The organism is Corynebacterium sp. LaCa_23 (genome assembly GCF_058182375.1).
Map to the genome: position 1 here is coordinate 1,566,093 of NZ_CP190825.1, position 14,171 is coordinate 1,580,263.

General features: G+C 60.5%; 14 protein-coding genes. 3 read left to right on the forward strand and 11 right to left on the reverse strand.

The features are described 5' to 3' along the window. Nucleotides 1-8: 8 nt before the first annotated feature. A complete protein-coding gene (truB, locus tag ACP8IT_RS07535; RefSeq protein ID WP_490289842.1) occupies nt 9-902 on the forward strand; it encodes a tRNA pseudouridine(55) synthase TruB in 894 nt (297 codons plus the stop codon). 47 nt (nt 903-949) lie between these two features. Here the strand turns inward: truB and ACP8IT_RS07540 are convergent, their stop codons facing one another. The 9 genes from ACP8IT_RS07540 to rimP all read right to left on the reverse strand — a co-directional run bounded on the left by ACP8IT_RS07540 (nt 950) and on the right by rimP (nt 10,448). After that, nucleotides 950-1,624 (reverse strand): 4'-phosphopantetheinyl transferase family protein, encoded by a 675-nt coding sequence (locus tag ACP8IT_RS07540; protein ID WP_490289843.1) that lies wholly within the window; start codon nt 1,622-1,624, stop codon nt 950-952. Continuing rightward, entirely contained in the window at nt 1,624-2,430 is an 807-nt protein-coding gene (locus ACP8IT_RS07545; RefSeq protein ID WP_490289844.1) for a metallophosphoesterase family protein, read from the reverse strand. The genes ACP8IT_RS07540 and ACP8IT_RS07545 overlap by 1 nt, the downstream gene beginning before the upstream one ends. 76 nt (nt 2,431-2,506) lie before the next feature. Next, nucleotides 2,507-3,817, reverse strand: a complete 1,311-nt coding sequence (locus tag ACP8IT_RS07550; protein ID WP_023017326.1) for an MATE family efflux transporter — start codon at nt 3,815-3,817, stop codon at nt 2,507-2,509. Next, on the reverse strand, nt 3,807-4,775 hold the full coding sequence (locus tag ACP8IT_RS07555; protein ID WP_005278777.1) for a DHH family phosphoesterase: 969 nt from the start codon (nt 4,773-4,775) through the stop codon (nt 3,807-3,809). Before ACP8IT_RS07555 ends, ACP8IT_RS07550 begins: the two co-directional genes overlap by 11 nt. Beyond that, a complete protein-coding gene (gene rbfA / locus ACP8IT_RS07560; protein WP_005278773.1) occupies nt 4,776-5,219 on the reverse strand; it encodes a 30S ribosome-binding factor RbfA in 444 nt (147 codons plus the stop codon). 221 nt (nt 5,220-5,440) lie between these two features. Further along, a complete protein-coding gene (infB, locus tag ACP8IT_RS07565) occupies nt 5,441-8,314 on the reverse strand; it encodes a translation initiation factor IF-2 (protein ID WP_490289845.1) in 2,874 nt (957 codons plus the stop codon). A 107-nt stretch (nt 8,315-8,421) separates the two neighbouring features. Further along, nucleotides 8,422-8,784, reverse strand: a complete 363-nt coding sequence (locus ACP8IT_RS07570) for a YlxR family protein (protein WP_005278765.1) — start codon at nt 8,782-8,784, stop codon at nt 8,422-8,424. A gap of 84 nt (nt 8,785-8,868) precedes the next feature. Beyond that, nucleotides 8,869-9,885, reverse strand: coding sequence for a transcription termination factor NusA (gene nusA / locus ACP8IT_RS07575; protein WP_005278763.1), 1,017 nt, complete (start codon nt 9,883-9,885; stop codon nt 8,869-8,871). Nucleotides 9,886-9,908: 23 nt separating this feature from the next. Beyond that, entirely contained in the window at nt 9,909-10,448 is a 540-nt protein-coding gene (rimP, locus tag ACP8IT_RS07580; RefSeq protein WP_490289846.1) for a ribosome maturation factor RimP, read from the reverse strand. A 38-nt stretch (nt 10,449-10,486) separates the two neighbouring features. Between rimP and ACP8IT_RS07585 the strand changes: the two genes are divergently transcribed. Then, entirely contained in the window at nt 10,487-11,335 is an 849-nt protein-coding gene (locus ACP8IT_RS07585; protein WP_490289847.1) for a DUF4439 domain-containing protein, read from the forward strand. A 178-nt stretch (nt 11,336-11,513) separates the two neighbouring features. Beyond that, nucleotides 11,514-11,843, forward strand: coding sequence for a transglycosylase family protein (locus ACP8IT_RS07590; protein ID WP_005278755.1), 330 nt, complete (start codon nt 11,514-11,516; stop codon nt 11,841-11,843). Nucleotides 11,844-11,967: 124 nt separating this feature from the next. On the opposite strand, the gene ACP8IT_RS07595 is transcribed toward ACP8IT_RS07590, so the two are convergent. Further along, nucleotides 11,968-12,330, reverse strand: a complete 363-nt coding sequence (locus ACP8IT_RS07595; RefSeq protein WP_005283569.1) for a DoxX family protein — start codon at nt 12,328-12,330, stop codon at nt 11,968-11,970. Between the two features lie 59 nt (nt 12,331-12,389). Next, nucleotides 12,390-14,159 (reverse strand): proline--tRNA ligase, encoded by a 1,770-nt coding sequence (locus tag ACP8IT_RS07600; protein ID WP_490289848.1) that lies wholly within the window; start codon nt 14,157-14,159, stop codon nt 12,390-12,392. Nucleotides 14,160-14,171: the final 12 nt, after the last annotated feature.

Below are 14,171 nucleotides of genomic sequence, written 5' to 3' on the forward strand. Positions count from 1 at the left end.
TGTACCCTATGACTGATGCGCTCGCACATTCCGGACTTGTCATCGTTGATAAGCCTGCCGGCATGACCTCCCACGATGTTGTTAGCCGCCTACGCAGGTATTTTCACACCAAAAAGGTCGGCCATGCCGGCACCCTGGATCCCATGGCGACAGGGGTGCTGGTCCTCGGCATCGAACGCGGCACCAAATTCCTCGCGCACATGGTCGCCTCCACCAAGTCTTATTCAGCCACCATCCGCCTCGGCGCTTCTACCACCACCGATGATGCCGAGGGCGAATTTAGCTGGGGCAAGCCTGCGGCCGCGCTGCACCGTTCTGCCATCGAGGCCGAAGTTGCGGGATTGACCGGCGATATTATGCAAAAGCCCGCCGCGGTGTCCGCCATCAAGATCAAGGGCAAGAGGGCGCATGAATTGGTGCGCGAGGGCAAAGAGGTAGATATTCCCGCCCGCCCGGTCACCATCCACAGCTTTGACATTCATGACCTGCGCACCGAGGGCGATTTCGTTGACCTCGATGTATCCGTGGAGTGTTCCTCCGGCACCTATATCCGCTCCTTGGCGCGCGATATGGGCGAAGCCTTGGGCGTCGGCGGGCATTTAACCGCCCTGCGCCGCACAACGGTGGGGCCCTTCGCGCTTGCCGATGCCCACCTCCTCGACGATCTTGCCGAAAACCCCCGCCTCTCCTTAAGCCTCGATGAGGCGCTCAAGCGCAGTTTCCCCGTCCTGCCCGTCACCGAGGACGAGGCCGCCGCCTTAGCGATGGGCAAATGGTTAGAGCCGCGCGGGCTGTCCGGGGTTCATGCGGCGGTAGCCCCCAATGGCCAGGCCATCGCGCTCATTAAGGAGAAGGGAAAAAGGTTGGCCACGGTCTTTGTGGCGCGGCCGTCCACCCTCTAAGTCAGTGGCTGAGGGCATTGATCGAGGAGATCTGAGCGGGTTTCCGGTCAGGCTGAAAAATCAAGGGCCGGAACCAGCGTGGAAACCACGACATAACCGCCTTCTAGGATCCACTTGCCGGTGATAAACGGCACTGGCGTGGGGCGGGCCAGGATGTAGGAAATGAAGGTGCCATCCTCGCGGATATCGATCTCCGCTTGATCGAAATCCAGCCACCGATGCGTCATGGGAAACCACGCCTTATAGGTGGCTTCCTTGGCGCAAAACAGCAGGCGGTCTGGGCAGTGCACCCCAGCCTTTTCTAGGCGCGGCAGCTGCGGCATTTCCCCGGCTCGGGCGATCATGGTCAAGACGTGATCGGGCAGGCGCTGCGCAGGCTCCGCGTCAAGGCCAATGGAGCGAAAATCCGAGGTTGAGGCCACCACCGCTGCGCGCAGTCCCTCCGTATGCGTCATGGATCCAATGAAACCTTCGGGCCACAGCGGCATGCCCCGCTCCCCGCGCAGGATCGGGTTCGAGCCTGTAAAGCCCAGCTCGCGCAGGGCCTGGTGCGCACACCAGCGGGCATCGCCAAATTCGGACTTCCGGATATCGACCGCGCGCGAGACTATGGACTGCTCTTTGGGATCGAGGTGCTCATAGTTGAGCAGGTCGGACTCGCGGGCGTCCGTGCGCACATAGCAATACCGGGTAGTTTCTGGGAATAGGTCGGGATAATGCATTAATCCACCTCCCCAAAGGTTGAGGTAACTGGGTATGGCCACGGGATACGGTGGGGCTGGTTACGCCACTCGCGCGGATAGCCCAAAGAGACTTCGATATGGTCTACCCCATCCACATTCATCTTGGAGGGCGTGTGCAGGTGTCCGTAGATGACCGCTTCTGCCTTGTACCGCCGCGGCCACGAGCGCGTATGCCGCGAGCCGCTCCACAGGGCGATTTCCGGGAAGCGCAGCACCATCGTGGGCTCTTGCACCAGCGGCCAGTGGTTGATCAAGATGGTTGGGCCCTGCACTCGGGATAAACGCTTAATGGAATACGCCAAGCGGTCCCAACACCAGGCGCGCACATCTACAAAAGGTGCGATAGCTACCTCATCGGTCATGACAAGCTTTTTCGCACGCGCCTGCTGCACTGCTTCTTCCACCGAGGTCCCCGGTGGGCGGAAGCTGTAGTCATACAGGGTAAAAAGCGGCACGATCGTTATTCCGTTAAAAACCGGGTAAGGGTCCTCCGGGGTGATAACGCCGATTTCCCGGCAGGCGGCAACCAGGTGATCGTATTTTTCGCGCCCCTTGTACTGGTCTTGGGAACGGGAAAATAACTCGTGATTGCCCGGCGCCCAAATAACGGTGTCATAGCGCGCGGCCAAATCGCGCAAGATGCGCACGATGAGCTCGCTGCGCTCTGCGACATCGCCTGCCACAATGAGCCAATCGGCGGGATCTGGTGGGGCTAGCTCTGCAATGCGCGCAAAGTTGTCACTGATCGCGCCGTGCAGGTCTGCTACTGCCCATAACGTTGGCATTGCCGCTCCCACCCGCCTTCCTCATTCATCTTCTAAAGTGCTGTTATTACTCGCTACAGCCACTGTAGCGCAGGTACTACTCTGCTATTACAGCCCATTTCATGGAATAGAAGCGGTAGACCACGCCTATCAGGCGGAAGGAAATGAACGCGGCCAAGCCGCACCACACGCCGGTAAGGCCCGTGCCCATGGCATGTGCGAGGAGCACGCCGGGCAAAAATCCCAAAAGCACCGAGGCAATGGTCAGGCTGCGCAGGAATGCCGCGTCCCCGGCTCCCAGCAAAACGCCGTCGAGGGCAAAGACCACGCCGCCGGCGATGACCATGCCAACCAGGATCCACCACGGTTGGCTCATGGCATCGATGACCTCCTGCGAGGAGGTAAACACGCGCGGGATGACCCCGGCCCCGGCGGCGAAAACCAGGGCGAGGAAGGCCGAAAAGATGGTGGAATACATCACTACCTTGCTTCCCACACTGCGCGCGTGGCGCGCCGAACCAGCGCCCAAAGCCGCGCCGGTCAAGGCCTGGGCGGCAATCGCCAGGGAGTCCAAAATCAACGACATGAAATTCCACAGCTGCATCATGATTTGGTGGCCGCCCAAGGCCGCCGTGCCCACGCGGGACACCACGGCCGTGGCGGTAAGAAAGGCCACCTGGAAGCTGGCGGAGCGCAAGATCAAGTCGCGGCCCAAGATGAGCTGTTCGCGCACGATGTGCCAACGAAATGCCCACGAGCCTTCGTGCTGTTTATACAGCTCGCGCACGAAGAGGCTCGCGATAATGCTCATTCCCATTACGGTGGCGATGGCAGAACCGGCAAGGCCCCACCAGTACACGAATGCAGGCACGGCAATAGCGCCGGGAATCATTCCGGCGAGGGTGAAATAGAGCGGTTTCTTGGTATTTTGTACGCCGCGCATCCAGCCATTTCCGGCCATTTCCACGAGTGTTACGGGAATGGCCAGCGCGGCGATCCGCAGCCACAGCGCGGTGCCTGCCGCGGTAGTGGGATCTCCGGTAAGCCACTGGGCAAATACGCCGCCGAAGATCCACATAATAATGGCCAAAAGCCCGCCGACGCCTAAAGCCACATAGGTAGCTTGCACGCCTTCTGCTACGGCCTCGGCGCGCTTTCCAGCACCAAACAGGCGGGACGAGCGGGCCGTGGTGCCGTAGGACAAGAAGGTCAGCTGCGTGGTCACCACGGTATGGATCGTGGTTGCCGCGGCGAGCGAAGCCAGTTCCTGGGCACCCAAGCGCCCCACCACTGCGGTATCGAGCAGAAGGTAGAGCGGCATCGCGGCCAGGACGCCAAGCGCAGGAAACGCGAGGCCAAAGACCTCGCGTGCGCTTACTGTCGTGGGGGTTGACTGCCTAGTGCTCATCGATGGCACTCACCAGCTCCGCAACGATGGCTTCTTCGCTTCCCTGTGTCATGTACCCGGCAGCCGGAACGTGCCCGCCGCCGCCAAAAGTAGCCGCTAGGGCTGCGCAGTTGATCGCCGTCGAACGCAGCGATACCGCCCAAATCCCGGGCGACTGCTCCTTAAAGACCACGCCCAACTGCGTGCCCTCAAGGGCGCGCACGAAATCCACCAGGGATTCCACTGCGGAGTCCGAATGACCTTCGATATCGGCTAGGCCCGCGATCAGGATACCTATGCCCAGCTCACCGGCATGTTCAATGCGCAGTCCCGCGAGCACGCGGCCGACCATCTGCAGATCATCAGGGGTCGTGGCATCGAGTAAATCCGTGGCGATCTGCTTGGTGTCCAGGCCATAGTGCATCAAACGGGTGGCCACATCGTGCATGGCGGGCCTGCCCCACCGGAAACTACCCGTATCGGTCAAAAGGCCGGCGTACAGGCAATGCGCGATGGTGTTTTCTATCTGCACCGACAGCATGTCCAGGATGGTCAAGATGGCCACCGTGGTGGACTCGCACTCTGAATCAACCAAGTTCACGGAGCCAAATCCAGGATTGGATGAGTGGTGATCGATGCACAACACGCGCCCTGCCGCCGCCAGCTCGGCGATGTCTGCGGAAAATAGGCCGGTGCGGTCGATCGACCCGCAATCCACGGTGACATAAACGTCATAGCCCTGCGGTAGCTCTCGGGTGACCTTGACCTGATCCGCTCCTGGAATGGAGTAAAGGTTAGGCGCAAAGTCCTTATCCTGGCCGATGACCGCGCAGGCATCCTTCCCGCTTTGCTGCATGGCTAAGAGCAGTGCCGTGGCCGAACCAATGGCATCGGCATCCGGGCGCAAGTGGGTGATAATACAGATGCTTTGCGCGCCGGAGATGGCATCGACTGCGTCCTGATATTCCTTGCGGGTCACTTAAGCCTCGTCTTCATCGGAGGTCTTATATGGGTTGGCCTCACCCGCGGGCTGGGCATTTTCCTTCAGCTTCGCTAGCTCTTCATCGCGGGCCCGAGCGCGCGCCAAAAGCTCTTCCATGTGCGCGGAGGCCTCTGGGACGGTATCGAGCTCAAACGTCAGGGTTGGGGTAAAGCGCACGGAGAGCTGATCGCCAACGATCTTGCGCAACTGCCCCTTCGCGCGCTTGAGTGCTTCCTCAGCCTGGTCATAATCGGGTTCTGCCTCGATATCGTGGCCGCGCACCGTGTAAAAGACGGTAGCGTCGTGCAAATCACCGGTGACGCGGGCATCGGTCACGGTGACCATCTCCAGGCGGCGATCCTTAATCTGCAGCTCAATCGCGCTAGCCACGATTTCCTGAATTCGTTTTGCTAGCCGCGCCGCACGTGCGTGATCGACCATGAGAACCTCCAAGCTAAAGGGGAAAAATTTATTCCTAAATTACCGTGTCGCGGTATCAGAAACTACCAGTTTAGTAACTCACCGCACCCAATGGAAACCGCTTGAAAATCCCGCATGCGAAAACGCGAAACGGCCCGTTCTACCTGCCGCACCTAATGGCCAAACTCCGTGGAGAAAGGCCCTCAAGGTGGGCACGCACAGCGGGCCGAAACTAGCAGCGACTAGTCGCGCGGTACCTCGACTTCTTCATAAGCCTGGATGATATCGCCTACCTGGATATCCGGGTAGGACAGCACCATACCGCACTCATAGCCGGCCTTGATCTCGGTCGCGTCGTCCTTCTCGTGACGCAGGGACTCAATCTTGGCATCGGTAGTAATGACGTTGTTATCGCGGAGCAAGCGAACCTTGCCGTTGCGGACAACCTTGCCATCGGTGACCATACAGCCTGCGATGGTACCCACCGAGGAGGACTTGAACAGGGCGCGGATTTCGGCCGCACCGGTGTCGCGTTCCTCGTAAATCGGCTTGAGCATGCCCTTGAGAGCGGCCTCGACTTCCTCGATGGCCTTGTAGATAACCGTGTAGTAGCGGATATCCACGCCCTCTTGGGTGGCGATTTCCGTGGCCTTGCCCTCCGCGCGAACGTTGAAGGCAATGATGACGGCATCGGAAGCGGCGGCCAAGGAAATATTGGTCTCCGTTACGGCACCAACACCGCGGTCGATGATGTTGAGCTCGACTTCGTCCTCGGTCTTGATATCCAACAGGGCATCTTCCAGCGCCTCGACGGAGCCGGCATTGTCGCCCTTGAGGATGAGGTTGAGGGTCGAAGTCTCCTGCAATACCTTGTCCAGATCCTCCAGGGACACGCGCTTGCGCTGCTTTGCCTGCAAAGCAGAACGCTTACGAGCATCGCGCTGGTTGGCAATCTGGCGGGCCACGCGGTCATCATCGACCACGAGCAGGTTATCGCCAGCACCCGGCACGCCGGACAGGCCTTGTACCTGTACCGGGCGGGAAGGACCGGCTTCCTTAACGTCCTCGCCAAACTCATCGAGCATGCGGCGCACGCGACCATGCGCATCGCCTACCACGATGGAATCGCCGACGTGCAGCGTACCGCGCTGGACGATGACCGTAGCCACCGGGCCGCGACCGCGGTCCAAGTGGGCCTCGATGGCCACGCCCTGGGCATCCATCTCTGGGTTAGCCGTGAGCTCGAGGGCGGCATCGGCAGTCAGGATGACAGACTCCAGCAGCTGGTCGATGTTCTGGCCCTGCTTAGCAGAGATATCCACGAACATCGTGTCGCCGCCGTACTCTTCAGGCACCAAGCCATACTCCGTGAGCTGGCCACGGATCTTTTCCGGCTGGGCCTCCGGCTTATCCACCTTGTTCACGGCCACGACAACCGGGATATCGGCAGCCTTGGCGTGGTTGATGGCCTCAACCGTCTGTGGCATGACGCCGTCATCGGCGGCGACAACCAAGATGGCCAAGTCGGTGGACTTCGCACCGCGGGCACGCATGGCGGTAAAGGCCTCGTGACCAGGGGTATCCAGGAAGGTAATGGTGCGCTCGCCATCCACGTCAACCGTGGTCTGGTAAGCACCGATTCCCTGGGTAATACCGCCGGCCTCGCCGGCTGCCTCATTGGTCTTACGGATGGTATCCAACAGGCGGGTCTTACCGTGGTCAACGTGGCCCATGACGGAGACGACTGGAGGGCGATGTTCGAGGGCCTCTTCGCCGCCTTCGTCCTCGCCGAATTGCAGGTCGAAGGACTCGAGCAGCTCGCGGTCCTCGTCTTCTGGGGAGACGACCTCTACCTTGTAGTTGATCTCGTCACCGAGCAGCTGCAGCGTATCTTCCGATACGGATGCGGTTGCGGTGACCATCTCACCCAGGTTGAACAGTGCCTGCACCAATGCTGCTGGATCGGCACCGATCTTCTCCGCGAAGTCAGACAGCGAAGCGCCGCGGCGCAGGCGGACGGTCTGCCCCTTGCCATCTGGCAAGCGGACGCCGCCTACGACGTGCTTCTGCTGCTCTTCAAACTCATGGCGCTTTTGCCGCTTCGACTTCTTGCCCTTGCGTGGTGCGCCACCTGGACGGCCGAATGCACCGGCGGTACCGCCGCGACGCCCACCGCGTCCACCGCGGAAGCCGCCGGGACGACCGCCACCTGGGCCACCTGGACCACCAGGTCCGCCGTGGCCACCGCGACCGCGGCCACCGCGTCCGCCACCGCTCGGTGCCTTGGACGGCATCGAGGCTGGGTTCGGATGCGAAGGCATCATGGCAGGCGATGGACGACGTCCACCGCCGCCACCCTGGCCTTGGTTCTGATCCTGGCCCTGACGGTTATTACCGCCTTCGTTGCGGCCGCCGCGCTTTCCACCACGGTTATTGCCGGGGCGGTTGCCACCGCGCTGGCCCTTGGAGCCACCGGGGCGTGGGCCTGGGCGGTTGTCTCCGCCACCCGTGGAAAATGGGTTATTGGCCACGCGGCGGGATCCGCCGGGTTTAGGCATCGGTCGCGGCATGGCGTTGCCTGGGGTCGGGCGCTCGCCCGACTTCTTGGCATCGCCTTGACCTGCGTTCTGGCCTGGCTTCGGTGCACCTTGGCCAGGCTTTGGCGCTGGCTTTCCAGCGGCAGCGCCTGGCTTTGGTGCTGCCTGACCTGGCTTGGGGGCAGCCTTAGCGGACCCTGCGCCTGGCTTCGGTGCAGCGTCGGATGGCTTCGGTGCCTGTGCACCTGGCTTAGGGGCGCCGGGCTTCGGCGCAGCGGATTTCGCGCCGCCCTGTGCACCTTGACCTGGCTTCGGCGCAGGCGATGCCGACTTCTTGGCGTTGCCCTGGCCGGGCTTAGCGGGCTTGGCAGCCTTCTCAGTCTTGTCTGCCTTAGCTTCGGTGGCATCGCCACCGGACTGTGCTTCATAGTGAGCACGCATCTTCTTGACCACCGGTGGTTCGATGGTCGAGGATGCGGTTTTAACGAACTCGCCTTGTTCCTTCAGGGTGGCGAGCAGTTCCTTGCTGGTTACTCCGAGCTGTTTTGCCAACTCGTGAACACGTAGCTTTCCGGGCACTTGTCTCCTCTTGGTATCGCCTAGGAGCCAAGGCCGCGAAAAACTGGCCTGACTCCTAGTTAAACGTTCTGGACTTTCATCGCTGATGCTTCATCGTTGTGCGCTCATCAGTGTTCGGTCTTCCTTTTTAACTCTGGTGTGTACGAATCTTGTGCAGGTTGTTCCGCACACGGTACTTTTTCGCCCTGTACATTTTCGCACTGTGCTTCCAAGTACCTACGTACCTGACCTGTGTCCACGGATGCGGACGTGCGGAGCGCGCGCTTGAAAGCATGTTTGCGCTCAGCTAGCTCGAGTGCAGAAAGCGTGGGGCTAATCCATGCGCCGCGGCCGGGAAGCCGCCGGAATGGATCCGCCACCGCACGGCTGCCGTGGGGATCATTGGCATCAATGACCACCCGCAGCAACTCCGTATCGGGCATGCGTTGACGCGTAGCGATGCAAGTACGAAGCCGTTGAGTCTGCGACATCGAACTCCTTAACTTTCGCTGCGTCTTCATGTCCCTTTCTGCATCTGGGCCGTTTACTAGCCTACGCTATATATCCGCAATTCCTTAATTCGCGTCCGCGTCTGAATGAATATCGATCTTCCATCCGGTCAAACGGGCGGCGAGCCGCGCGTTCTGGCCTTCCTTACCAATGGCAAGGGACAGCTGGTAGTCAGGGACGATGACGCGCGCCACCTGCTCCTCGCTATCGAGCACGGTCACCTTGATCACCTTCGAGGGGGCCAAAGCATTGCCCACATACACGGTGGGATCCTCGCTGTAATCGATGATGTCGATCTTTTCCCCACCCAGCTGGCGCATGATGTTATTCACGCGCTGGCCGCGCGGGCCGATGCACGCACCCTTGGCGTTCAGGCCCTTCGCGTGACCGATGACGGCGACCTTCGAGCGGTGCCCAGCTTCGCGGGCAATGGCGATCATTTCCACGCTGCCATCCGCAACTTCCGGAACTTCCAGTTCAAAAAGACCGCGCACCAGCTCCGGGTGGGTCCTGGACAAGTTGATCTGCACATTGGCGCCATTGCGGTTTACCCCCACCACATAAGCCTTGATGCGGTCACCGTGCTGCAGCTTTTCCCCGGGGATTTGTTCTGCGGGAAGCAGGATGCCGTCCTGCGATTCCAGTTCAGAGCCGAGCTGGACCACGACGATGCCGCGGGCATTGGCATGCGCATCGCGCTGGACGATGCCACTGACAACGCGCCCGCTAAGCTCCGAATAGGAATCAAAGGTGCGCTCGGCTTCGGCCTCGCGCAGCTTGCGCAAAATCGCTTCGCGTACGGCGCGTGCACCCACGCGGCCAAAGTTATCCGGGGTGTCATCGTATTCACTGGTTACTTCCCCGGTTTCGGGGTCGCGCTCAGTAACGATGACGCTGACGGCACCGGTGGTGGTATCGATGTCTACCCGGGACTTGGTGCCTTCGGCCTTACCCTCCGCGGTGGATTCGCGGTAATCCAGGTAGGAATACAACAAGGCACTCGCAATCGCCTCCAACAGATCATTGACGGGGACCTGTCGTTCGGATTCGATAGTGCGAAGTGCCTCAAGATCAATATTCACTTGTCTGTCCTCTCGATTGCCGGTTAGCTCTCGGCTTCTGCAAATGGCTGGTGCACGGCGTCTAGCTCACGCTGTGATGGCTGTGCAAATTCAATTTCTACCACTGCGTGGGCAATGTTTTCCAATCGCTCCACTTCTGTATGCACCTCGTTTTTCTCAGAGGTGATAAGGACAACGGCATCTTCGGCCGTGTTGAGCGCACCGATGCGCGCGGTATGGCTCTTGTCATCGCCGCGATTAAAGGTCACCTTCCGCCCCTGATTGCGGCGCCAGTGGCGCGGTGCGGTCAGCGGCAGATCCACGCCTGGGGTGGAGACCTCCAAGGTATATCCGGCGCCAAAATTCAGCTCACCCGTTTCCTCTTTCTCATCGAAGAAGGCCGAAATATCGTCGGAGACCTCTTCCAAGACATCGGAGCTAGGTCGCTTATCACCATCGATGCGGATGATGACCTGTGATTTCTTTCCCGCCTTGGTGGTTTTAATATCCTCCACGTCGAGCCCGCGGGCTGCAAGGCGAGGTTGGAGCAAATCAGTTAATTGTTGTGCATCTGGGAAAGCCATGCCCACTAGCCTACGTCCTTCGAGGTACAGTCTTTTGGGTGAACCGCCGACGTATTGCTTTAACCTGTGTAGCCTCGACTGCCACCCTGCCCGCGCTTGCGGGTTGTTCCGCAGTCGATTCCGTCGTCGACTATTTTGGCCCGCGCCCAGAAGACGCGCTCGAGCGCCTCGCCGTGGCCGCCGCGAGCGATGGCCTCGCCCTCCAAGGTGTCGACGATGAAGCCGCGGATATGCGCAGCTCCCAGGCCGATGCGCTGTTTGCGGAAATTGCGCGCCTCTGCGGCACCGATGACCAAGGCAATGTCCCGCACAGCTGTGAGGTGGAACGGCCCACGCAGGCACCTCCTGCCACAGATTCCTCCCAGGTGCTAGAGGAGGCCGCCTCGGCCACCACGGAAGCCGCCGATGAAGTCAGCTCTGAGTCGCGGCCGATAGTTACCCAACAGGCCATCACGCTCAACGCCTGGCTGCCTGGCGATGCCCCCGATATCCCCACGCTCTCCCAACCCCAGCGCGAAAGCGCCACCGATTTGCTGCAGTGGGAATACGAGCAGGTCTTTGGGCTGGATTTCGCGCGGGCCTATAGCGATCCTGCTGCCGAGGGGCGCATCGATAAGCTCTTAAGCCTCCATCACCACCGCATCGACCAGCTGCAGGAGGCGATTAGCCAAAACGGCGAGGTTCCACAGCCTGAGCCTGCCTATTCTTCCGGTGGAACAACGCTTCCCGGCGATGCGGATTCCGCTGCCGCATTCCTGGATACCTTGATGGAGCAGGACGCGGATAAGTGGCACGCTGCCGCAGTGGCCGCAGCGCAACAGGAAAGCCCAAACCAGGAGTGGCTGAACTGGCTTATCGGCATCGCCGCCGAATCCCAGGCCGCATAGCGCCCAGCGTTGCCTGATACCCCCCAGCCTGAAGATTCACTGGCCGGCGGGCAGTGAAAAATCAGCGAGTTATAGGCCGATATTCATTGCTAATGCCTCCGGACCCTACGTAATTTGGTGGATTACGTGCTTGTTGGAGATTCCACGAGCCAAAACAATGAGAAGGAGTGCTTTCTCAATGCGTACTAAGAAGACCTTGCTCACTATGGCAGCAGCTACGTTGGGCATCGCGGGCATTGCCGCCCCTGCCGCCAACGCCGCCCCGGAAAGCGCGTGGGACCAGGTCGCCGCGTGCGAATCCGGCGGTGACTGGCACATCAACACCGGCAACGGCTACCACGGCGGACTGCAGTTCTCGCAGCAAACCTGGGCCGGTAGCGGCGGCACCCAGTACGCGCCCACCGCTGACCAAGCCACCAAGGAACAGCAGATTGAAATCGCTGAAAACGTCCTTGCCACCCAGGGAGCTGGCGCATGGCCTAATTGCGGCGGCCCCGTGGCCGGCTAATAGGCTTCCTGATACAGCGGTAGCGTGATGCCGCCTTGAGCGCGGCATCACGCAAGCAACCGACTCTCCCATTTTCCACTTGGGATCTATTTCCCGGGAAAATTGGGGAGTCGGTTTTTAGGTTTTATGCCCTACCCTGCGCGATCTTCCATGCGTAGCGAATCAACGGGATTTGCAGCGGCAGGCGGATGATGTGATACAGCTTCTTCGGCCATCGCGCATCGCGCTCGATCCAGGCGTGATACATATTCGCCGGCCACACGGCAAGAAATAGCGCCGCGGCAGAGGCGCCGCCGGATTCACGGGTGGCGCGATCGGTGAGCAAATAACCGGTAGCTATCTCCCAGGCGCCGGAGGCGAAGTTATACAACCTCGGCGAGCCCGGCAGCTGCGGCGGCACAATGGATTCGAAGGTTTTGGCGCGCAGGAAATGCAGCGTGCCCATCGTGATAAGGGCTGTGGGGAGCACGTTTTTATTAAGTCTCATGCTTCCCACGCTACCCTGCCGGTGCTTATAGGCGCCGGGCTTTAGCGCGGTGATTTAAGCTAGGCCCGCACCAACTCGAGGAGTTTGTCCACGATCTCATCCGCAGGTACCTCCAGCGTTTCTTGGCCGCGGATGCGCAGCTCGATGATGCCGTCTTTGAAGGCGCGGCCCACGATGGCCACAAACGGCATGCCGAGTAGCTCTGCGTCCTTGAACTTCACGCCCGGGGAGACCTTGGGGCGGTCATCGAAAAGCACCTCAAGGCCCGCCTGGGATAGCTCTTCTACCAGCTTATCGCCGGCCTCCATGGCCGCGGCATCCTTATTCGCCACCGCGACGTGCACCTGATACGGCGCCACCGCCACCGGCCAATTCAGGCCCTTATCATCGTGGCGTTGTTCTGCCAGCACGGCCAGCATGCGGGAGATGCCGATGCCATAAGAGCCCATCGTGGGGATGGCGCGCTTGCCGTTTTCATCGAGGATTTGCACGTCAAAGGCCTCGGTGTACTTGCGGCCCAACTGGAAGATATGACCCAGTTCGATGCCGCGCTGCAAGGCCAAGGTGCCCTGGTTATCCGGTGCGGGATCGCCCTCTTTCACCTCTGCTGCTTCCACGAACTCATCGACGTGGAAATCGCGGCCGGCCACGCAGCCCACGACGTAGCAGTTTTGCGCATCCGCGCCGGTGATCCAGGAAGAGCCCTTGACCACGCGGGGATCGGCAAAGACCTTCACGCCATTGGAGTTCAGCGCGCGCGGGCCCACAAAGCCCTGCTCCAAGAAATCGTATTGCGCAAAAATCTTATCGCTGGCCAGGGTGAACTCTGCCGGTTCCAAGGCCGCCTCGAGGCGCTTGGGATCCAATTCGCGGTCGCCCGGAATCAACACGGCCGCCAATTCCTTCTTCTCTGCAGATTCCTCTAGCGCTGGGTGGGTTACCTCCACCATGACGCATTTAAGGATATCGGCGGCTCGGACCTCATGGCCGTCGACGGCGATGTCCTCGGTCTTCGCCCAGTGCACAAGCGCTTCAATGGTGGCGGCATCCGGGGTACGGTATTCCTTCGCCGCGGGCTGGCCCGCAATATCTTTTTCTGGGGGCGCTTGGGTCACGACCGCCTCTACATTGGCCGCATAATCGCCCTCGGTGGAGCGCACGAAGAGGTCTTCGCCCACCTCAGAAAGCGCCAAGAACTCCTCGGAGGCGGACCCGCCCATCGCGCCAGAGGTGGCCTTACAAATGGCGTAATCGATTTCCAAGCGGTCAAAAACATTCTGATATGCCTTGCGGTGGCGGGCATAGGAGGAATCAAGCCCCTCATCGTTCATATCGAAGGAGTAGGAATCCTTCATCACGAACTCGCGCCCGCGCAGCACCCCGGCGCGGGGTCGTTCCTCATCGCGGTACTTCGTCTGAATCTGATACAAGGTGACTGGGAAATCCTTGTACGAGGAGTACATGTCCTTTACGGCGTTGGCGAACATTTCCTCGTGTGTTGGCCCGAGCAGCAAGTGGGCATTCTTGCGGTCCTGCAGGCGGAATAGGTTGGGGCCGTATTCCACCCACCGGTTGGTCTTTTCATAGGGCTCGCGCGGCAGCAGGGCCGGGAAAAGCATTTCTTGCCCGCCAATGGCATCCATTTCTTGGCGTACTACGTCTTCGATCTTGCGCAGGGTGCGCAGACCCAACGGCAGCCAGGTGTAGATGCCCGGCGCGACGCGGCGCACGTAACCGGCACGCACCAGCAGCTTGTGGCTGGGGACCTCGGCATCGGCTGGGTCCTCGCGAAGGGTGCGGAGAAATAGTTCAGAAAGGCGGGTAATCATGGTCAAAATATA